This window comes from Portibacter marinus (genome assembly GCF_021533195.1).
GTDB lineage: Bacteria > Bacteroidota > Bacteroidia > Chitinophagales > Saprospiraceae > Portibacter > Portibacter marinus.
Genome location: NZ_JAJNKB010000003.1, coordinates 641,720 through 663,378 on the forward strand (window position 1 = coordinate 641,720; position 21,659 = coordinate 663,378).

The 21,659-nt window shown below is 39.4% G+C and carries 21 protein-coding genes; 11 read left to right on the plus strand and 10 right to left on the minus strand.

Annotation, left to right across the window (positions count from 1 at the left end):
• The first annotated feature begins 6 nt into the window (after window positions 1-6).
• A complete protein-coding gene (locus tag L2567_RS10370) occupies window positions 7-1,068 on the plus strand; it encodes an endonuclease/exonuclease/phosphatase family protein (RefSeq protein ID WP_235297694.1) in 1,062 nt (353 codons plus the stop codon).
• Here L2567_RS10370 and L2567_RS10375 read toward each other — a convergent pair.
• Window positions 1,065-2,387 (minus strand): hydroxymethylglutaryl-CoA reductase, degradative, encoded by a 1,323-nt coding sequence (locus L2567_RS10375; protein WP_235297695.1) that lies wholly within the window; start codon window positions 2,385-2,387, stop codon window positions 1,065-1,067. The genes L2567_RS10370 and L2567_RS10375 overlap by 4 nt on opposite strands.
• Window positions 2,388-3,443 (minus strand): beta/alpha barrel domain-containing protein, encoded by a 1,056-nt coding sequence (locus L2567_RS10380; RefSeq protein ID WP_235297696.1) that lies wholly within the window; start codon window positions 3,441-3,443, stop codon window positions 2,388-2,390.
• 140 nt (window positions 3,444-3,583) lie between these two features.
• Here L2567_RS10380 and L2567_RS10385 point away from each other — a divergent pair, with 140 nt between their 5' ends.
• The 3 genes from L2567_RS10385 (at window position 3,584) to L2567_RS10395 (ending at window position 7,239) form a co-directional block, all read left to right on the plus strand.
• Window positions 3,584-4,717 carry a tetratricopeptide repeat protein gene (locus tag L2567_RS10385; RefSeq protein ID WP_235297697.1) on the plus strand — a complete coding sequence of 378 codons (1,134 nt, stop codon included), beginning with the start codon at window positions 3,584-3,586 and terminating at the stop codon, window positions 4,715-4,717.
• Between the two features lie 96 nt (window positions 4,718-4,813).
• Complete coding sequence (locus L2567_RS10390) at window positions 4,814-5,980, plus strand: thioredoxin family protein (RefSeq protein WP_235297698.1); 1,167 nt, start codon at window positions 4,814-4,816, stop codon at window positions 5,978-5,980.
• An 8-nt stretch (window positions 5,981-5,988) separates the two neighbouring features.
• Entirely contained in the window at window positions 5,989-7,239 is a 1,251-nt protein-coding gene (locus L2567_RS10395; RefSeq protein WP_235297699.1) for a thioredoxin family protein, read from the plus strand.
• Between the two features lies 1 nt (window position 7,240).
• Here L2567_RS10395 and dapA read toward each other — a convergent pair whose 3' ends face one another.
• Window positions 7,241-8,149, minus strand: coding sequence for a 4-hydroxy-tetrahydrodipicolinate synthase (gene dapA, locus L2567_RS10400; protein ID WP_235297700.1), 909 nt, complete (start codon window positions 8,147-8,149; stop codon window positions 7,241-7,243).
• A 140-nt stretch (window positions 8,150-8,289) separates the two neighbouring features.
• On the opposite strand from dapA, the gene L2567_RS10405 reads away from it, so the two are divergent.
• Window positions 8,290-8,898, plus strand: a complete 609-nt coding sequence (locus L2567_RS10405; protein ID WP_235297701.1) for a hypothetical protein — start codon at window positions 8,290-8,292, stop codon at window positions 8,896-8,898.
• A gap of 54 nt (window positions 8,899-8,952) precedes the next feature.
• Here the strand turns inward: L2567_RS10405 and L2567_RS10410 are convergent, their stop codons facing one another.
• The 3 genes from L2567_RS10410 to L2567_RS10420 all read right to left on the minus strand — a co-directional run bounded on the left by L2567_RS10410 (window position 8,953) and on the right by L2567_RS10420 (window position 12,204).
• On the minus strand, window positions 8,953-9,351 hold the full coding sequence (locus L2567_RS10410) for a hypothetical protein (protein WP_235297702.1): 399 nt from the start codon (window positions 9,349-9,351) through the stop codon (window positions 8,953-8,955).
• A gap of 62 nt (window positions 9,352-9,413) precedes the next feature.
• A complete protein-coding gene (locus tag L2567_RS10415; RefSeq protein WP_235297703.1) occupies window positions 9,414-10,373 on the minus strand; it encodes an endonuclease/exonuclease/phosphatase family protein in 960 nt (319 codons plus the stop codon).
• A 52-nt stretch (window positions 10,374-10,425) separates the two neighbouring features.
• The gene (locus L2567_RS10420) at window positions 10,426-12,204 is read right to left on the minus strand and encodes a T9SS type B sorting domain-containing protein (protein ID WP_235297704.1); all 1,779 of its coding nucleotides are present in this window, start codon (window positions 12,202-12,204) and stop codon (window positions 10,426-10,428) included.
• 125 nt (window positions 12,205-12,329) lie between these two features.
• Between L2567_RS10420 and L2567_RS10425 the strand changes: the two genes are divergently transcribed.
• From L2567_RS10425 to L2567_RS10450, 6 genes are read left to right on the plus strand one after another with little or no spacing between them, the layout of a single operon-like run.
• Complete coding sequence (locus tag L2567_RS10425) at window positions 12,330-13,325, plus strand: aspartate-semialdehyde dehydrogenase (RefSeq protein WP_235297705.1); 996 nt, start codon at window positions 12,330-12,332, stop codon at window positions 13,323-13,325.
• A 54-nt stretch (window positions 13,326-13,379) separates the two neighbouring features.
• Window positions 13,380-14,738, plus strand: coding sequence for a hypothetical protein (locus tag L2567_RS10430; RefSeq protein WP_235297706.1), 1,359 nt, complete (start codon window positions 13,380-13,382; stop codon window positions 14,736-14,738).
• A 16-nt stretch (window positions 14,739-14,754) separates the two neighbouring features.
• Window positions 14,755-15,495 carry a 23S rRNA (guanosine(2251)-2'-O)-methyltransferase RlmB gene (rlmB, locus tag L2567_RS10435; protein WP_235297707.1) on the plus strand — a complete coding sequence of 247 codons (741 nt, stop codon included), beginning with the start codon at window positions 14,755-14,757 and terminating at the stop codon, window positions 15,493-15,495.
• 1 nt (window position 15,496) lies between these two features.
• Window positions 15,497-16,447 carry a TraB/GumN family protein gene (locus L2567_RS10440; protein ID WP_235297708.1) on the plus strand — a complete coding sequence of 317 codons (951 nt, stop codon included), beginning with the start codon at window positions 15,497-15,499 and terminating at the stop codon, window positions 16,445-16,447.
• Between the two features lies 1 nt (window position 16,448).
• Window positions 16,449-16,973, plus strand: coding sequence for a gamma carbonic anhydrase family protein (locus L2567_RS10445; RefSeq protein ID WP_235297709.1), 525 nt, complete (start codon window positions 16,449-16,451; stop codon window positions 16,971-16,973).
• A complete protein-coding gene (locus L2567_RS10450; RefSeq protein ID WP_235297710.1) occupies window positions 16,973-18,202 on the plus strand; it encodes an NADH:flavin oxidoreductase/NADH oxidase family protein in 1,230 nt (409 codons plus the stop codon). The genes L2567_RS10445 and L2567_RS10450 overlap by 1 nt, the downstream gene beginning before the upstream one ends.
• Window positions 18,203-18,225: 23 nt before the next feature.
• Here L2567_RS10450 and L2567_RS10455 read toward each other — a convergent pair whose 3' ends face one another.
• From L2567_RS10455 to L2567_RS10470, 4 genes are read right to left on the minus strand one after another with little or no spacing between them, the layout of a single operon-like run.
• On the minus strand, window positions 18,226-19,695 hold the full coding sequence (locus L2567_RS10455) for a sulfatase family protein (protein ID WP_235297711.1): 1,470 nt from the start codon (window positions 19,693-19,695) through the stop codon (window positions 18,226-18,228).
• Between the two features lie 60 nt (window positions 19,696-19,755).
• On the minus strand, window positions 19,756-20,781 hold the full coding sequence (gene thiL / locus L2567_RS10460) for a thiamine-phosphate kinase (protein ID WP_235297712.1): 1,026 nt from the start codon (window positions 20,779-20,781) through the stop codon (window positions 19,756-19,758).
• Entirely contained in the window at window positions 20,751-21,479 is a 729-nt protein-coding gene (locus L2567_RS10465; RefSeq protein WP_235297713.1) for an RluA family pseudouridine synthase, read from the minus strand. The genes thiL and L2567_RS10465 overlap by 31 nt, the downstream gene beginning before the upstream one ends.
• Window positions 21,476-21,622 (minus strand): hypothetical protein, encoded by a 147-nt coding sequence (locus L2567_RS10470; RefSeq protein ID WP_235297714.1) that lies wholly within the window; start codon window positions 21,620-21,622, stop codon window positions 21,476-21,478. The genes L2567_RS10465 and L2567_RS10470 overlap by 4 nt, the downstream gene beginning before the upstream one ends.
• Window positions 21,623-21,659: the final 37 nt, after the last annotated feature.

A 21,659-nucleotide genomic window follows, 5' to 3' on the forward strand; every position in this document is an offset into this window, starting at 1 on the left:
CTGACTATGAGTCTAAAATTATTCCTGAAGATATTTGGCTTTATTGCCATTGCGTTGACCCTGATACCTATTTTCGGTGCCAATTATTGGTGGATAAGGATGTTTGATTTCCCTCACCTGCAATTAACTTTGTTGACACTCGTAGCTATTTTGGTTTATTTGATCAGGTTTGATCATTCGGATGGTTTCGATCTCTTCTTTCCCATCGTTCTTTTCGCTTGTTTCAGTTATCAGGTCAGCAAAATTTTTCCCTATACAGAGCTAGCCAAGAAAGACATTTCTGATACGGAGATGCCACAACCTGAAAACGATATTAAACTATACACGGCCAATGTTTTGCAGACCAACGAATCTTATCAGCTGGTGATCGATCAAATCAAAGCATATGATCCGGACGTTGTGCTTTTGACGGAGACCAATTGGAAGTGGCAGAAAGAAATCAATGATGCTATTTTTGACCAGTATGCCTACAACAAGCAAATGCCATTGAATAATTTTTATGGTATGCTGATGTACTCTAAGTTTGAAATGCTAGATCCAGAAGTAAAATTCTTGGTTAGTGATAGCATACCTTCGATTCACACGAAGTTGAAGATGCCTTCCGGAGATACCATACAATTTTATGCCATTCATCCTACACCTCCTATGCCTCAGCATAACCCAACTTCGACTGACAGGGATGCTGAAATGATGAAAATTGCACTCAAGGCCATGGATTCTAAGTATCCAGTCATCGTGATGGGTGATTTTAATGACGTGGCCTGGTCTAATACCACTCAGTTATTCGAGCAGGTCAGTGGATTACTCGATTTGAGAAAAGGCAGGGGCTTATACAACACATTTGATGCAGAAAACATCCTTTTGCGCTGGCCTCTTGACCATATTTTCATATCAGAAGAGTTTAGATTGATTAAAATGGACCGAGGAGGAAAAATCGATTCTGATCATTTTCCTGTTTTCACCCATGTCAATCTAGAACCGAAAAATGCCGAGGAGCAAAAAGCTGATCCGGCTTCTGCCGAGCAAATTCAAAGAGCCAGGGATATGGCCGCTAGAGTAGAGAATTAGGCACTTCTTAGTCGATCAACATACTTTCTGACTTCCGAAAAACTGATGGTATTATCTTCAAAATGCTCAGACACAGCGTCTACCTCTTCTTCACTGGCATCTAAATGATTCAATATGTTCATCAGGTGCATTTTCATATGACCCTTTTGGATTCCGGTCGTCACCAAAGATCGGACGGCTGCAAAATTCTGGGCGAGACCTGTTGCAGCAATGATCTGCATTAACTTTTCAGCAGATGGATTACCAAGTAATTCCAACGACCTCTTTGCAATCGGGTGAAGATTCGTCAATCCACCCACGGTGCCCACAGCAATCGGTAAATCCATCCAGAACCTGAATTGACCATCTTTTACTTCGCAATAGGATAAGCTTCGGTACTGTCCATCACGTGAAGCGTAGGTATGACCGCATGCCTCTATGGCACGAAAATCATTTCCTGTCGCCAATACTACAGCGTCTACCCCATTATAAATGCCCTTATTGTGCGTTGTCGCTCTGAAAGGATCTACTCTTGCAATCTGGACTGCTGTACAAAATCTGGAAGCTAATTCATTAGCCTCCACATCTCCGAAACTTCCCAATTCATCCACACTGCAAAATACTTCAGCTCTTACCAGACAGTCCGGAGTATAATTAGAAAGTATGGCCATTATCTTTTCGTAGTCTTTCTCTTCTCCAGTTAATGAATCTTCCTGTACCAAAAACCTATCTAAAATTTCAGAAGCCTTCTCTAATATGGTATTGATAAAGTTAGCTCCCATGGAGTCACATGTCTGAAACTCAATCATGAGTTGACGCACATTAGGAATCTCACTTGACAAATCTTTGAACCGAACACCAGCTATTCCTCCACCTCTTTTATTCATATTATAGGTGAGATCTTTGACTTCGTGTTTCAAATAGGATGCAAACCTTTTTTCCAGGGCGACGAGTTTCTGAAAGTCACCCTTCCATTTAAAATGCAGTTGACCAAGTTTCACAGTTCCAAGGACTTGCGTCTTGAAGCCGCCCCTACTCATCCAATATTTTGCCGCGCTGGAGGCTGCTGCCACTACAGAACTTTCCTCGATGACCATAGGTATCGTATAGGCTTCCCCATTGATGATGAAGTTAGGTGCTACACCAAATGGCATTGGAAAATTGCTTATGGTGTTCTCGCTAAAGCCGTCCAGCACTTTTTGCTTGGCCTCATTGGCATACCAAAATGACTTCAATTCATGCACCACTGCTTCCGGATCTTTGAAAAAATTCTCGGCGATCCATCGAATTTTCCCTATTTTATTCAGCTTCGAGAAGCCACTTATCGTTTTCGAATCCATCTACGATTCTTTAATCTTTAAATATGATTGTGCCAGTCGAAACCCAGATATCTGTGCTTCAATGTACTCCTGAAGTTTTTCATAGTCTTCTTTAGCATTCTTGAGGAAGGCGGATGCATGTCCATAGATAGCAGGGACATTCAGTTTCTGCGTATAGTAATATCCATCCAAAAAATCCCGAACACCTCCCGAAACAATCACTTGTTTGCACATCAGATCTTCGCCTAGTTCATCGATCACATCATTGGTCATCTTTACCATTTCATCAGCATTGTGCCCCAGGTTTGCGATTTTCATATAAGTTGACCTGATAAAAGGAGAAGCCCTATTCATTTCCAGTTTTGCAAAATTGGTCCCCCCATTTGCCGCGAAGTCAATCGCTTCGAGCGGTAATTTGAAAAGCGCTTTCAGGCTCTCGGGGCCCATTCCCTGGCCAACTTCCTTGACAATTACTTTAACATCCAGCTCTTCCAAAATGATTTTAATAATATCAATGGGCGCACTTTTAATCTGATCACCTTCTGGTTGCAACCATTCCTGTAGCGGATTAACATGTATGATCAATCCATCCGCTTCAAGCATATCTACAACTTCACGGGCTTTATATAAAGCGCCGTTATCCCATAATTCCTCCAACTGGGCTATGCCTAAATTAGCATACAAAGCCTGATCCGGCATATGCTTCCTGACATTAAAATCATCAAAGGTTTCCTTACTGTGCAGAAGCCCTCTGCAAGAACCTAATCCCATACCAAATCCATACTCTCCTGCTGCTCTGGCCAGATTTTTATTGATCTTTCCCGCATATTCTGTTCCTCCTGTCATGGATGAAACCCATAACGGAACTTTGAAGGATTTATCCAGAAAAGTTAAAGTCTTTGTTTTAGATAAATCAGGATGCCCACTTAGTAGGGGTTCATAATAAAACCTCGGGTCTATACTTTGAGTAGAAAGCTGTGCATCAAATGCCATCTGAATATGATCAGATTTTCTGGATTTAGAGGTGGGGTCAGTCGGATCATTTGCTGTAATATACTTGTTTTGGTCAGATGACATACATACTAATTAATACGCTTGAGCGACTTTTTTGGATCAAATCAGAAACAAAAATAATTTAAAAAAGTTCTTTTTCGTTACTTACTTGAAAATGCCCATCAAATTCGCTGCTTGTTTTTTTAACAAACTAAACTTTAAGAATGAAGATTACCGTAGTAGTTTTAACCCTCACCCTCTTTACTACTCTTTCTTTTTCACAGGATTCCGAACCACAAGCTTATGAGCATTTTAACCATGCCATTGAAAAATTTAAAGTCAAGGATTACCAAGGTGCCATTACCTCTTACACCAAGGCCATTCAAGTAGATCCAAACTATCAAAAAGCATACTATAACCGTGGAAATGCCAAGTTAAATGTAAAAGACTACGCTGGAGCTGTAGAAGATTTTGAGAAAGCTGCTGAATTGGATCCCAATTTCAAAAAAGCATATTTATACAAAGGGTATGCTTTAATGAAAATGGGTAAATTAGAAGCAAGTGTACCTTCTTTCACTAAAACCATTAAACTCGATCCTGAAAATGCAAGAGCATATACGAACAGGGGAACGGTTTTTATGAAACTGGAGATGTACGATGCCGCAGCAAAAGATTTGAAAAAAGCCATATTGCTCGATCCCAATCAATATACATCTGCCTATAATCTGGGAGTTTGCAATACTAAAATAGGTGAACATTTTGATGCTGTCAATGCATTTACTGCTGCTCTGGACATTAAACCGAATCAACCTAAGGCCCTTTTTAACCGTGGAAAATCTTATCTGCAGCTTGAAAAGTATGCGGAAGCTTACTCTGATTTCAACTTAGCGGTCAAATATGATCCGAGCAATGATTATGCACATTACTATAAAGGTTATTGTAAGATGATGGATGAAGATATGAACGGAGCCATCCGTGATTTTTCTAATGCCTTAGATGTCAATCCCAATCTGAGCAGTGCTAGGCATAATCGTGCCATTGCCTTATTTGAGCAAGGTAAATTTGCTGAGGCTGTAGAAGACTATAGCGAGTTGATAAAATCCTCTCCAGACAAAGCTGACCTGTATGTTAATCGGGGCATCTCCTTTATTAAAATGGAAAAAGCAAAGGCTGCTCACAAAGATTTTTCAAGAGCCATTAAGATCAACCCTGAATCTGAAATTGCCTATTACAATAGGGCCAGTGTGAATATTCAGTTGAATAATAAAAAGGAAGCTTGCACTGACATGAAAGCCGCTGCAAAACTAGGTTACAAAAGAGCCTTTGCAGCCGCTGACGATATATGTGGTTCGATGTAGGGATATTTGTTATTATTCCGTTAAAAGCAATTTCCTGGGGACATTAATGAATAGATTATTTGTTGTTATATTCGCATGTCACTTAATTCATTCAAAATGAGAAAATTATATCCTGTCCTCTTGCTGCTTTTAACCACCTCATTGGTATTTGCGCAAGGCATAGAATTCTTCGAAGGAGATTACAAAGACGCGTTCAGTGCCGCTTATGAAAAGGATAAATTGGTCTTCGTCGATGCCTATGCCGTATGGTGTGGACCATGTAAGCGAATGTCTAAACAAGTCTTTCCTCAAGCTGAAGCAGGTGATTTTTTCAATCAGAATTTTGTCAATATGAAAATTGATATGGAGAAAGGACAAGGATTAGACTTCGGTAAAATATATCCCGTTTCTGCTTTTCCCACTTTTTTCTTTATCGACGGTGAAGGAAAAGTGATCCATAAGTTTAAAGGTGCGCGTGATGTCAAAGGCCTCCTTTCTGAGGCAAGAAAAGCATTGGACAAGTTTGACAATACCGAAAAATACGCCAATCTCTATGCAGAAGGAGACCGAAGCTATGAAACAGTCTATCGATATATTAAGGCATTAAACAGATCTGGGGAATCCAGCTTAAAAATTGCCAATGAATATCTTCGAGACATCAAGGATTTTTCAAATGAAGACAATATTAGATTGCTTTTTGAAGCTACCACAGAATCTGATTCTAAGCTGTTCGAAAATTTAGTAGCGAATAAAAAACATGCTTTAAAGCACTTCAGCCGAGAGGAGTTCAATGAGAAAATCTATCAGGCAGCATGGCAAACGTTCGAAAAATCTTTAGAATTTGACGTGGCTTCACTAGAAGAAGACGCCAAAGAGGCTGTTAAGGATCATGCCAAACAAGAATTCAAAAGGTTTGAGCTTGAGTGCGAAATGCATAAGGCGAATAGAGTAAGTGATTCAAACGCTTATGTCAAAGCAGCTGGTAAGTATCATCGGCAAGTTATTCGTGATGACGAGGAATTAGAGATTGACTTAGTCAATAAATTACTCAAAGCCTATGATAAAGATCCAAAAGCGCTTGATTTGGCTTCTGAAATCGCTGAAAACGTGGCCTATAATAATATGACTCCTTATAATTGTTTATTGGCATCTCAGACTTACATTAGAAGTAGAAAATGGGATGAAGCCCTGGACTGGGCGAAGAAAGCTGAAAAGGTAGCAGGAGATGACAAACAAGCCCAATATCGTGTTAGTCAACAATTAAAATTTTTAGAGTCCAGATAGGTAGTTTTATGAAAAAATATTGGATGATGGTCGCGCTTTTGTTGATGGCAATTCCATTAACTTTTGGCCAAAAAAGTATTTCATTTTTAGAAAACTCACTAGAAGCGGCACTTTCTAGCGCTAAAGCAGAAGGTAAAGACATTTTTCTGGACAGTTATGCCATCTGGTGTAAACCTTGTAAGAAAATGGACAAAGTGTTCAGAAATCCTAAGGTTGCCCAATATTACAATGAAAACTTTATCAACCTCAAGATCAATGTTGATGATTTTGCAGGAAAAGAGATTGCAGAGCAATACGATATTATTTTCTTACCGACCATGTTGATTTTAGATGCCAATGGTTTTGTGAAGCAGCGCATAGACGGCTTGATGAGTGCGGAACAACTTCTTACCATAGGAGCTTCTGTGGTCAATGGAAATCAGGTCGCCATCGTTGAAACCAGGCCTAGAAAGGCTAAGAAATTATCAAAAAAGGTGATGGCAGAAAGTACTCCTGTGGCTGAAACCGGTGAAAAGATCCTTTTTGTACTAGATGATCCCAAAGCACAAGACGATCCGGAATATTTATTTCATGAAGCTTTCTTTAGATTCCAGCAAATGGATGGTTCTCACGACGCTATTGTTCAAAAATATCTGGCAACGCAGGAAGATTGGTCGACTGAAAAAAATGTGCGATTCATTATGAATTTTATGGACAATACAGATTCTGACATGTTTCGCTATTACGTCACTAATGAAGAGATTTTTACAGCGCATATAGGTGCTGAAAAGTATCGTCAGACACTTGAGATTCTTATCAACGACTGTTTGTACCGTAAATCACCAAGACCTAAAAAGGATGAGGTTGAGACTTTGTTCGGATATCTCTATCCCCGAAAAGCTAATAAATATACTTATGAGTATCTGCTGGGCAGGTATGAGGCTGAACAGGATTATGTCTCCTTCGTTACCTTGGGAGAGGAGTATTTAGAAACACTTTTACAACCTGATGCTCTTTTACTCTACAAACTTGGAAAGTACAAATGCGCCAATGCAAATCAGAAAGACTTAAAAGTTTGTGTTTATAGGGTAGAAGAGTCTATTCGGTTGAGTGAAGAAGTACACTATGATCAACATCTTACACTGGCAAAATTATATCTGAAGCAAGGAAAGGAGAGAGCAGCGCTTGAGGAAGCAGAAAAAGCCAGAATACACAGTCTTGGAAATACAAATGCACAGGTTGAGGTCGCTACTTTCCTGGCTGGATTAGATAATTCCTGAATTAAGCGGCATGAATTGCAGGAGACTGCAACAATCCACACCGTTCTAATTCTTTGACGAGTTCCCGTTCATTTTGCTTTTCCATTTGTACCATTGGACTTCTAAAATTGAGATCAATGAATTCCATATGATGGAGAGCGGTTTTCACAGGCATGGGATTCGATTCTATGAAATTTAGTTTCATCAAGTTATAATATTGATAGTGTAGGTTTCTTGCCAATTCGACCTCACCATTGAAAGCAGCACTGAGCATTTGTGAAAATCTTCCTGGGATTTGATTAGCCACTACTGAAATACAGCCATCGCCTCCCATCAAAACGGTATTCACTGCCAAGTCATCATCGCCGGAATAAACCCGAAACCCATCCGGCCTTTGTTGTATGAGATCCATGATGCGTCCCATACTAGACGCTGATTCTTTAATTCCAATTATGTTTCCGACAGTAATTGCTAATTCGATAATCAGATCAACAGGCATCGCTGTTCCAGTTCTTCCCGGAACATTGTACATGATCAGGGGCAAATTGGTTGAAGAAGCAACACTTGCAAAGTAGTGCTTTAATCCGTTTCTTGATGGTTTATTATAATAAGGACTGACTACCAACAATCCGTCTACTCCATTATACTCAGCAATCTGCGATTTGATGATGGCATCTTCAGTATGGTTAGATCCAGTTCCTGCCAAAACTGGAATCTGAGCGTTGACCTGTCTCACTACAAATTTGGTGATGGCATCAAATTCGTCCAGTGAAATACTTGGTGACTCACCAGTGGTTCCATTTACTAAAATTCCATTTGTCCCCTGCTTTAAATGCCATTGGATCAGGTTTTTAAGACTCCTATAGTCTATATCGCCATCAGCATTAAAAGGGGTAACCAGCGCCACGATTGATCCTTGTATACTTTTCATCATGTGAAGCTAAGACCATACAAGAAAAGAGAGAATTAATTGGTGTATTAAAACTAAAATTTAACTTTGTGTGAAATTTTTAACTATTCGTGATCACTACAGCTCAAGTCGTTGAAAAGATACTGAACAGATCTCCTTTTATGAAAGAAGCGATTCATGAAGGTCTGGTCAATGTTTCTTCACTGGCACGCAAAATCCATCCTGAGGTAGAACAAATGCTACAAAAATCAGTCCGATCTGGTGCCATTATTATGGCGATCAATAGACTACACATCGATAAAAACTTTAAATATCAAAATCGATTAAAGGCATACATTTCCAAACTTGGAGACCTGATCCTCAAAACCAATTTATTGATTTACACCTATGCCTCTACTAAATCTTTATCAAAAGCCCAGCTAGCGCTTTTTAATGCCATCGAAAGTGATTCTGAAGCCTTTTGCACGTTTTCTCAAGGCGTGTCAGAGCGAACCTTATTGGTTAACGAACACATTAGTGAACAGGTCGAAAAATACTTTAAAGAAGAAGTATTACTTTCTAAAATTGAGGACTTATCCTCCATTACGATCAAGTTAGCACAAAAAAGTACTGAAATTTCCGGGATCTATTATTACATCCTGAAACAGTTAGCATGGGAAGATATTCCTTTGGTTGAGGTTCTTTCGACCACTAACGAAATAACGTTAATTCTTGAGAATCAATACGTAGAGCAGAGTATATCGTTATTAATGGGTATGAAAAGGACATAAAAAAAGAGGCGTCACCAGTCGGTGCGCCTCAAGTGCAATTTTTAACTTCTATAATTAGTCTATATCTTCATTCTCGATTTCTCTCTCCATATTTTCGAAGAATCGCTGAGTATCTGATTTAAATTCTGCCCAGTTGTCTTTTGCATTCTGATTGAATCTCTTCATTCTAGCATCAAGATCGGCTCTCCATTCTCTCCACTCTGCTCTTGTTTCTTCAAGCTCTTCTTTAGCTTCCCCTTGTGCTTCTTCTATCTCAGCATCAAGTTCAGCAATTTCATTGTCGATTCTTTCACCCCAATTTTTCATGGTCGTTTCGAAATCATTCATTTCTCTTTCCATTTCCATAGAAATTTCAGTATCGCCTACTTCTACTTCGGCTTCCTTCTCATTATCACAAGCTGTGAAAGCGAATAAACCTAAAGTTGCTATCGCTAGTGTTTTTAAATATTTCATTTTTCTTGTTTTTCTTTCGAAACTTTGCATGATAAGCTATTGTTCGAAAAAAATTTAAATATTTAATTTTTCATAAAATCCGGTATACTGCTTTCTCTAATCTGAGCAAGTGGCTTGAGTTGGTAGGTCCCAATTATTCCAAGGTGAGTCGAGCTCGTATCGGTAATATCACCAAAACCAGTACACTCTAACCTCTTGCTAAAGAAGATATGATCATAAGGAACATCTAACAGATTTTTAGAAATATCTCGTCGACTGTTTTCTAAGTCTGCCTTTTGCCTAAAACTTATGATTTCATTAGACCAATAAACCAGATTGAAATCTCCCAGTACAATACTTGGTGCTTCTATAGACAAGATCTTTTCTGCTATGGTATTCAAATGTTTTCGGGCTCGCTCATTTAATCTTTGTCCTAGAGGTGGTAAAACATGCGCTGATATAATGTTCACCTGTTCACCATCTGCAATGTCTATATTAACCAACTGATGAGGAATTTCCTGATAGTGAAAAGTATCATATGATTTGATTGGAAGTTTCGAAAAGATTTCCATACCATAAGGATCGATTCTCACATTCCGCACATTATATGGATAGATTGTAGAAAGGTTTTCCGTTAAAAATGCATCCCAGTCAGGTGTTACCTCCTGAAATGAAATGATATCGGCATCAGAAGCCAGAACAGCGGAAAGAACGGATTCGTACCCTCCAATTGCCGAAGAAGTATTAAAGTGCGCTATGGTAACTTTCTCTTGCTGTGTTACTGCTGGGAAAGCCAATCTATCATAGGAAGATTGCTTTAAAAACAAACATAGCATCCCACAACATATAAAGCTGGTGAATAAAAGTCTTCTCTTGTCTATCGTTAAAAAGAGAAGGCCTAAAAAAAGGTAGGCCAACATCAACTGAACAGTAAAGTCCACACTAAACTGCAAAAAAGGAACTTTCAAATTAAAAATAGGAACCAGGGCCACTAAAAAAAGTAGTATCATGATGCCGTTCTGCAAGTATTTCCTCTTTCGCATATTAGGGTTTACGCGAGCAAAATTAGTTTTAGATTTGTGAAAAAGTAAAATTTTATTTCAAATAATCAGCTAAAATAACCGGCTTTTTGACAGAGATGACGTCTCCTTGCACATTGAACGCCTCTAACACCACGAAATAAATTCCTATACCTGACAATTCACCATCGTCATTAATTCCATTCCAAAGCAAAAAGCCTGTAGCTGCTAAAAGTTCATTGTTTAAGAGATTTCTGACGTGACGGCCATATTGATCATAAACATTAATGTCTACCTGGTAACCATTTTCAGGAAATTTATACTTGATGACCAGTTGATCATCAACACCATCTTGATTTGGGGAAAACGTTTTGTTTTTAAAGCTCAAAACGGCAGATTCTGAGAATGATGGATTTAAAAAGACTGAATTTTGATACCCCGGAGTCCCATATCCTACTGATGAGGATGCAGAAAACCATTTAGTATCAAAAGGACTGATTCGTTCCAAACTTACTCCATTAATATCATCTAATTCTGGGTAATGGAGGCTTTCTGAATAATTAAAACTATCGATGATGCTTGATGTTTCGGAACTGATGATGGCAACATTTCCACTGTCATTGTTAAAAGAAGGTAGATCAGAGGCTACAATATTTGCTGTATCAGGGGTGTCATAACGATTCTGCACATAAGCCACATCCTCTGTCAGACATAAATAAGTACCCGGAAGCATGGTATAGTCAGCAGAAATAGATTTTACTTCTTGCTTGTCCAGATTAGCCAATTCGATATGGTCTAAGGAAATAAATTTCTCGGAAACATTTAAGATTTCTACAAAGTCAGAGCCCCCTGTTTCTGGGTTGAAAAGTATCTCGTTGATGACTATATCCCCCGGCAATGGGTCTTCAATGACAAAAATTATATAACTGTTGCTTTCTCCCCTATTACCATTGACATCGAGCAACCCATTTACTTTTAAATCATAATATTTACCACTCTCCAACACGTCATTTAATACTAAGCGGATTCCGGTATCACCGTTGATCAACTCAATGCTTGAAATCGAGCCACTAAAACCTTCTAACGTATAATTTTCTTCAGAAAGGGCTGATTGTGCATCCAATTTTTCATTCGCTTGCACTTCCAGTGTACGTGGATCCAAAAGTTCCGCACCCAGGAGAATAGGACCTTCCATATCCGGTTCATAGTTTCTGATACCAATGTTGTCAAAGAAAAATCGATCTGTTCTGGATGCGGTGTAGTGGCATTCCAGTAAAAAGAATTGATTTCCTGTAAAATTGTATAGATCATGATTGAAAACTAACTCTTCAGAAAGCGGTACATTTTCTTGATAGGCAGTAGAGACCACCCATTCTTCCTCTGGAAACTTTCGAATACTCACCCGGGCAAAGACTGGTTCTTGGGCCACAGCTGACATTTCCCCGGAAGCAAGTAGTTCAGGAGTCCCGTCATTTAAATAGAAAAAATTTATAGCGTCATTGGCACCGTTCTCACCTATCTCTAGAAAATATCCACTGGCCACCTCGATATCTAATTGATCAATTACCAAATAAATTCTCAATCTATTGTTTGATGATGGAGAAAAATCCATTGAGATTTCGAAATCCCATTGTATGCTGTCGGGAAGGTTGATTTGAGTATAAAGTATGCTTGTGCCGGCCATGGGCGCATTAAGTTGCAACATCTGACCCTCATTGACTACAAAATGATCTTGATTGCCTTCCCATACCGGATTACTGTTCAGATCCGAATCACTAAAATCATCGAAAAATTGAGTCCAGCCATTTGAATATTGGCAAAGAATCAGTTGGAATATTAAAATATATCTAATCAATTTCCTGATCTTTGATAAGATTTAAAATCAATATATATTTGCAACCTCAGCAGTACAGAGATGTAAAAGGTAGGAAAAATAATAAATCTTTATCAAAGCATTTCAATACTTAAATTAATGTCATTATGAAAGTAGCAGTAGTAGGTGTAACTGGCATGGTAGGCCAGGTAATGTTAGAAGTGATTGAAGAATCAAGACTCCCATACGAGGAGTTATTGATGGTGGCCTCACCCAGATCGGTGGGTAAAAAAATTGAATATCGAGGCAAAGACTACACTGTCATAGGTATGCAGGAGGCTGTGGACGAGAGGCCGGACATTGCCATTTTCTCAGCAGGTGGCAGCACTTCTACGGAATGGGCACCCAGATTTGCGGCAGTAGGAACCAGGGTGGTGGACAATTCGTCCGCATGGAGAATGGATCCAAATAAAAAACTAGTGGTTCCTGAAATAAACGCACATTTGATTGATGCCAACGATCACATTATTGCCAACCCTAATTGCTCCACCATTCAAATGGTCATGGCATTGGCACCGCTTCATCAAAGATATGGCATAAAAAGACTGGTGATATCAACCTATCAATCCATTACCGGAACAGGCATGCCCGCAGTCAGACAATATAAATCCGAACTTGCGGGCGCCGAGGAAGGCTACGAAAAGGCTTATCACTACAAGATTCTCGATAACTGCATACCGCATTGTGACATTTTTCTTGAAAATGATTATACCAAAGAGGAGATGAAGCTTGTACATGAGACCAGGAAAATTCTGCAAGATGATGCGATTATGATTACTGCGACAGCTGTTAGGGTTCCTGTTCAAGGCGGTCATTCTGAATCTGTTAATGTTGAATTTCTTAAAGACTTTGATATCCAAGAAATAAAAAGCATCTTAAGGGAAACTCAGGGCGTTATTGTAATGGACGATGTCAAGAATAATATTTATCCGATGCCGTTGTATTCCAAACATAAAGACGAAGTTTTTGTTGGAAGATTAAGGCGGGATGAATCGCAGGCCAATACATTGAATATGTGGATCGTCTCAGACAATCTGCGCAAGGGCGCAGCAACGAATGCAGTACAAATTGTACAATACTTGAAAAAAGAAGGTTTCGTATAGCGTCGTCAATGCGAGCTTGCCGATCTTCTTATTACATGACATATAATTGTTGATATGAAAACGAAGATCGTAATCTGGGGAACCAATGAAAATGATGAGAAAGTCTTACTGGGCATTGACCTCATCGAAAGTGAAAACAAAGTAAATATTTATGTTTTCCCGGAGTCTGAAGCCACCGAAGTTTTCTACAATCAAATGATCAATGAATGGAGAGAAGACAATCCAGTCGTTCTTCCTGACAATCATATCCTTATTGAACGTCCGCTCTCAGTTACAGATAGTTTATTGCCGGATCACATCAAAGTGACGCGCACAGATGTAATCAATAGAGCCAAAGCGGAATGGCACTTTGTCGTTCTGTCCTCTAAATTATATGAGTTGTACAAAACGGAATTAACTGAATTGAGAGAAAAGGTCTCAAGCTTAAATTCTTATGATAAGAATATATGGGAAGAATTGAAGAACTTCTGGCAGAAAGTCCAAAAGCAGATGTATGACAAAGCGCTTTTTAGAGAACACGCAAAGGATATTCAGGAGGAAACCAATGAGCTTTTTGATAAAATGAAGGCTTTTCGGAAAAAGTGGGATGAAAAATTTAAGGAAGAATCTAAAGAAAAAGCAGCAGCGTTTCACGAAAAGTTGGATGAGATTAGAATTAAAATCAATGAAGGTCTGGGCTTACAACCTTTGTGGAATGAAATGAAAAAAATCCAGTCCCGGTTTAGAAATGAACGGTTGGCTAAACAAGACAAGAACGAGCTTTGGAATAAGATCGATAAGCTGTTTAAAGATATCAAAGAAAAAAAGTACGGACCCAATAGTGGTGGCAAGAAAAATGCGCTGGATCGCATAGAAAACCGTTACAAGGGTTTACTAGCGGCAATCAAAAAAATGGAAAACTCTATCAAATGGGATAAAAAGGACATGAAATTCCAGGAAGATCGGGCTGAAGGTACTTTCGGCCAATTAGAGCGGGAACTTCGTGGTGCAAAACTGAAAATGATAGAGGAAAGAGTCAACTCAAAAGAAGCAAAATTGGCCGATATGTTAAAGACCAAAGAAATGCTGGAGAGTAAAATAGAAGTAGAAAAAGAGAAGGCTCGAAAAGCTGAGGAAGCGGAAAAAATTAAGGCTAAAGAAGAGGAACTAAAAGCAAAGGTCAAGGAGGAAATCGCAGCCAAAAATGCTGAGCTTGATCAAAAAATGTCAAAGGTAGGGTCCACTCCGGAAGCAGTAGTAGATAAAATAGTAGAGGAAACGGTGAAGGCAGAAAATGATGGCGAAGATGACCGATCCATACCAGAAAAAGTTCAAGATATAGCAGAAGATGTGGTAGATACAGCAAAGGCTGCTGCACAAGTGATCAAGGATAGAGTCACTAAAGCAATAGATGATCTGACAGAAGAGGAATAATTGTTATTTTCGCGCCATGGCTGACAGCGATGATATAATCTTTGGTAGAAATCCAGTAATGGATGCCGTCAGAAATGGTAAAGCGATAGATAAAATCCTCTTGCTTAAAACCATCAGAGGTCCGTTTGAAAAAGAAGTACGGCATTTGTGCAAAGACTTTGATATTCCTTTACAATATGTCCCCGGACACAAATTGGATAAAATCACTCGTAAAAACCACCAGGGAATTATTGCATTCAGTTCTCTGGTTGAATACCAATCGATTGAAAACCTGGTTCCATTACTTTATGAACGAGGAGTCATACCACTCTTAATCATTTTAGATGGTGTTTCAGATGTCAGAAATTTTGGTGCAATTGTAAGATCAGCAGAGGTTTTGGGAGCTCAAGGCATCATTATAGGTGAAAAAAATTCAGCGAGGATCAATGCTGATGCTATGAAAACATCTGCAGGTGCTCTTTTAAACCTTCCCATTTGTCGGGAAAAAAGTCTAACGAACGCTGTAGAATATCTGATCGCTTCGGGTTTCAAGATCTTTGCTACCGACCTTAATACAGAACTTTACATCAGTGATATCGATTTTAATCAACCTTGTGCAGTAATCTTAGGAGCAGAAGGTGAAGGCGTAAGTCAAAATCTATTGAATCATAGTCACCAATGCTTCAAAATACCACAAGTAGGACAGACTGACTCATTGAACGTATCTGTAGCTTCAGGTGTTATCTTATACGAAATACTAAAACAAAGAACAACATAGAATGACACGAATATTATATATCACAGTCCTGGCCCTGTTCACATTTTTGACGGCCTGTAATACCACTAAAAAATCAACGACCGAAAAAGAAAGCCAGGTTGCTGAAAGTGAAAAGAATGCTTTGACCTATGAAAGGTTGGAAAATGCATTATTGTGGGAAATCACTAAGGAAGACCTTGCTGAACCTTCATACCTGTATGGCACCATTCACATTATTCCGACCGAAGACTATTTTCTTCCATCCGGAACTTTAGAGGCCATTGGGAAGTCAGATCGAATTTTCTTCGAAATCGATATGGCTGAGATGAATGACTTGGGTAAGCAAATGGGCTTATTAAGCCAGGCGTTTATGAAAGACGATCTTACATTAAAAGACTTATACACCGAAGAGGAATATGCTAAAGTGAAAAATCATTTTGATAAAATGGGGATTCCTCTATTTTTTATGGAACGTATGAAGCCTATGCTATTGACTGTTTTTGCCTCAGGTGAAATAGATCCGACAGATATTCAGTCCGGTAAGGCAAAGTCCTATGAAATGGAATTCTACGAAATGGCACAGGACTCTAAAAAAGGTACCGGAGGTCTTGAAACCATTGAGTACCAAATGAGTGTTTTCGACAGTATTCCATATGAGGAGCAAGCCGATATGCTTTTGGAAACCATCGAGCTGGGAGATGCAGGAGGTGAAACCATGAGAAAAATGGTAGATATCTATAAAGAGCAAAACATTGAAGGCATGCAAGAAATGTTTAAGGAAGAGGGATCAGACTTAGAAGGTCATGAAGATGTTTTACTTATCAATAGAAATAAAAACTGGATACCCGTCATCAGTAGAGAAATGAAAGAAGGAACCACCTTTTTTGCTGTAGGTGCCGGTCATTTGGGAGGGCCTCAGGGAGTTATCCACTTGTTAAGAGAAGCAGGATTTACGGTAAAACCCATGTTGTAGTATGTCTCAGATTGTTTCAGTACGTGGATATACACCTGAAATACCCGCAGATTGCTTTGTTGCAGATAATGCCAGAATTATTGGTGATGTCATCATGGGACCTGAATGCAGTGTCTGGTATAATGCGGTGATTCGGGGTGATGTCAATAGCATTCGCATAGGAAATAAAGTCAACATTCAAGATGGTGCGGTCATTCATTGTACTTACGAAAAAGCATCTACCACAATAGGTGATCATGTTTCTATTGGACATCAGGCAATGGTACACGGATGTCACATTAAATCCAATGTCTTAGTAGGTATGGGCGCCATCATTATGGATCATGCCGTCGTAGAAGAGCATGTTTTAATTGCAGCAGGAGCAGTGGTATTAGAAAATTCTGTTCTGGAATCTGGATGGATATACGGAGGTGTTCCGGCGAAGAAATTGAAAAAATTGGACCAGGAAAATATGAATTTTCACATTGTCAGAACTGCCAATAACTATGTGAAATATGCAGGTTGGTTCAAGGAGGAAGAGAAATAATGGCTGTACTCAATGATCCTTTTAAACTGCCTTGTGGCGTTATCATAAAAAACAGATTGGTTAAGGCTGCAATGAAAGAGCGAATGGCAGATGCTCATTTGAAACCAACACATCACCATAATCATCTCTATAAAAAGTGGGCTCAATCTGGTGCGGGACTATTAATTACAGGAAACGTAATTATAGATCACAAGCATCTTGAGTCATCAGGCAACGTCTGGTTTCAAGATGAAACTATGGTTCCTGAATTAAAGGAATGGGTTGCTTCAGGAACAGATTATAACACTCAGTTATGGGTTCAAATTTCACATGCAGGTAGACAAACTAACATCTTTAACGCCCGGCATCCAAAAGCACCATCTGCGATTAAATTAAAAAGATTAGGCTTATTCGGAACGCCGATTGCCATGAGCGTTAAAGATATTGACCAGGTAGTAGACGGCTTTGTCAGAACCGCGAGAATATCACAGCTAGCCGGTTTTACAGGCATACAAATTCACGCTGCCCATGGATATCTGCTCAGCCAATTTTTGTCACCTGTTACCAATCAGAGGACTGATCTTTATGGTGGCTCTCTTGACAATCGAAGCAGACTTTTAATACGCATTATTAGAGACATTAGAAAAAATGTAGGTCAAGAGTTTCCAATCAGTGTTAAATTGAATTCTTCAGACTTTCAAATAGGTGGATTCTCCGAAGAAGATTCATTGAATGTGATTAGAAAACTTGAGGCAGAAAAGATAGATCTGTTGGAAATTTCAGGAGGAACGTATGAAAATGTGGCTTTCTTTCTTCTAAATGATGAAAAAGATAAATTGAGAGAAAGTACGAAAATACGGGAAGCCTATTTTTTAGAATTTGCACAGAAGGTGCGAAAAGTAAGCTCCTTGCCATTAATGATTACAGGTGGGTTCCGGTCAAGGACATTTTGCAATGAAGTATTGAAAAGAGGTGAAACTGATTTCATAGGTATGGCCAGGCCATTTTTAACCAATTTAGAAGATATTCCTGCTTTTCTTGAGGGACGAAAAGATAGATTAGATAATGAAATAGTACGCACTGGTATCAGAAAGTTTGATGATGCTGCTGAAGGAGGTTATTACGCAAGGCTATTGATTAGGCTGGCAAAAGGATTAAAAAAACCGCAGCGGATGAATGCGATGTGGAGTTCTATGTTTCTCATTTTATATGAATTTAAAAAAGCTGTGTTAAGGAAAAAACTCCGATGACTATTCATATGATTGGGCAGGCTTTAATTTCTCTTTCCTCCCCCTCCTCCTAAGTATGGATATTGATCAAACCCCTTAAAATGTGGATCGCCTGCTCTGGGATCATTTGCTTTTAAAAGTTCCTTATTTAATTTTAAACGTAAATCCTTCAAGGTTTCCTGGTAAGCCGGATCAAGGGCCAGGTTGACCACCTGATCGGGGTCTTTAATAACATCATATAATTCTTCTGCAGGTCTTTTTGCAAAACATAATTCATACGATCTCCTATGATAGGGGTCTTTGTCTTTATTTTCTACAATATAATCTTTTGTGGGACCTCCATCACAATCTGCAAACCATTGATCTGGATAATTAGTAGATCCTATTTTGCCTGTTCCGGATGGCCATCTATCGGGTTCGTAGTTTTGAATATATAAGAACTTATGATTTCGATAACCTCTTGATGGATATCCGCCCATATCCGGCTTTTCCTGAGATGGAACATGTCGCTCTTTTCCAAAGATCACGTGATCTCGCAATGGCTCGCTATCATCCTCATTGTATTTGCTGTTGATTAAAGAGGCAAAGCTTCTTCCGGTCATTTCCGAGGGTACGTCTATCTGAGCCAATTCCAAAAGCGTTGGGGCGATATCTACAAATGAAGCAAATTCATTGATCTTTGACTCTGGATTGATCTTGCTTCCCCACCTGATTGCAAATGGAACCCTGACACCAGCATCATAGATATTGCTTTTACACCGGGGAAACGGCATTCCATGATCTCCTGTCATGATTATAATGGTTTCTTCCAGAATTCCCCTGTCTTCTAAATTTTTCAAGACAGATCCCACCAAACTATCCCACCTTTGAACTTCAAAATAATAGTCGGCGACATCACTTCTTACCGTTTCAACATCAGGAAAATGATCAAACATATGCACTTGAGAAAGGTCTATACCACTTTCCTCGCCTGAACCAGCCTTATATCCTCGATGAGGATCTGACGTTCCCTGCCAGAAGACGAATGGCTCATCTTGTGATACCGTTTCCAGAAATTGAGATATGGAGTCATAAGCCTGTCCTCCCGGATGCTGACCATGATGCTTTATCCAGTCCTCGGCGTTACCTGGACCCCAGGTTTTGGCTTTGCTTCGACCAGAGGCATAACCTTGGTCCATCAATAAATGAATAAAGCTTTCATGCTCTAAAGGCAAGGTACTCCATAAATTGGCCCCAGATCCCAGTTCCCAATGATGCTTTCCGGTAAGAAATGCATTTCTACTCGGTGTGCAGGACGGACTGGAAACATACATATGATTGAAAAGCGCACCCTCTCTTGCGATGCGATCGAAATGAGGGGTCTGTATCACACTATCCCCATAGGCACCCGAATGTGGCCAACCCCAATCATCTGCCAGACAAATTACAATATTAGGTCTGTTGACAATCGTTGCTTGCCCGGAACTGAAATTTAAAATGAAAAAATGGATAAAAAATAAAGCGGCATTCTTCATCAGGGAAATATTGAATTGAATACTTAATATACAAAAGCTTCTTTACAATTCAGGTTTGAATTAAAAGTGCTTCCAGCCCTGGGCTTTCAGCGTATGCATATTTCCACTGGTAGTTTTTAATTTAATTCCGTCTGCTGCCTCCGTCATTTCACCAATGATGAATAAATCGTCCATGGTTATGATTTTCCCCAGATCATCAGGATCTACCGTGAACAGTAATTCATAATCCTCACCACCATTTAATGCACATGTGACCGGATCAAGCTGAAACTTGAGTGCCATTGATTCAGTATCTGGATGGATGGGGATTTTTGACTCTTCAATCACAGCACCCGTTTTGGACTGCTTACACAGATGAAATACTTCCGAAGCCAGACCATCGGAGATATCGATCATTGCGGTAGGCTTAAAACCTCCATCTCTAATGGCTTTAACTATATCCCATCGCGCCTCTGGCTTCAGTTGGCGGCCAATGATGTATTCCTGATCTTCAAGATCGGTTTTAACAGAAGGGTCATCGAGAAAAAGCTGCTTTTCCCGTTCTAATATTTGCAATCCAATATAGGCTGCACCCAGATCTCCTGATACGCAAATGATATCTCCTGCTTTCGCTCCATCTCTGTATACAATGCTTTCTTTCGCAGCATGACCAATAGCTGTTACTGAAACGATCATACCTTTAGGAGAGGAGGTCATATCGCCGCCTATCAGGTCAACTTTATAATATTCACAGGCTGCCAACACTCCGGCATAAAACTCATCTAATGCTTCGACAGAAAACCGATTAGAAATCGCCAGTGAAATCATGATCTGGCTAGGAACAGCATTCATCGCATAAATGTCTGAAACATTAACCACCACAGATTTGTAGCCCAGATGCTTCAACGGACTATACATCAAGTCAAAATGGATACCTTCCACAAGCATGTCAGTGGAAACAACGGTTTCTAATCCCAGCGACTGGATCACTGCTGCATCATCTCCCACACTTTTCACCGTACTTTCCTGTACGTCGACAAAATATTTAGTGAGATGCTCTATCAATCCAAACTCCCCTAATTCGTTGACGTCGGTTCTTCCTTCCATAATTCAAATTTATCTTGTGATAATTCTTCATGCATCGATTTAAACGCGTTCCATACCGGATCATCAGGTAATGCAGCCTGGGCATATATTTTTTTATGGCCTAAATAAACCTGCAAACTGTATGCATGAAGGTGAATCGATCTATCTTTATTGCTTCTCCGTGCGCCGTATTTTACATCTCCTTTGATAGGTGATCCAATTGCACTCAATTGCGCTCTGATCTGATGAAATCTCCCGGTCTCTATTCGAATCTTAAGCAAAGTGTAGTGATCACTGGTCGCCAATGTTTCATATTCTAACACAGCTTCCTTAGACTTACCTGATTTAGATCCCGCCAATAAGCTCTTCCTTTGTTTTTTATCATGCAATAGGTAATGTGTCAACTTGCCGTTCGCAGGAACAGGAGGATTTTTTACTGCAGCCAGGTATTCTTTTTTAAAATCTTCGTTTTGACCTGATAAAAGATCATTTAGATATGCTGCAACTTTTTTTCGCTTGGCAAACAGCATGACACCACTGGTGGGTTTGTCTAATCGGTGAACGAGGTAAAGAGGTTTATGTACAAAATTCTCTAATCCAGCATGGATGGACTGCCCATCTGTATGGTCATCCTGTGCGCTTGACCCGGCTGGTTTGTTGACAATGAGGCATTCTGAGTCCTGATATATGATTGTTTTATCCAAAGATTGTTTAGTCATTCCAATTCTTCATAATCTGTGAACTCTTCTATCTCTTCTTTTTCTCGTTTAGGAGGAAAATTGTACTCTCGTTTAGCCTGATCCTTCAATTGATAGAATCGATAGACTATGTAGATGATGCCGATTAAAAGAATGTACTTCATACCTCAATTCTGTCTTACAAAGGTATAACTATAATTT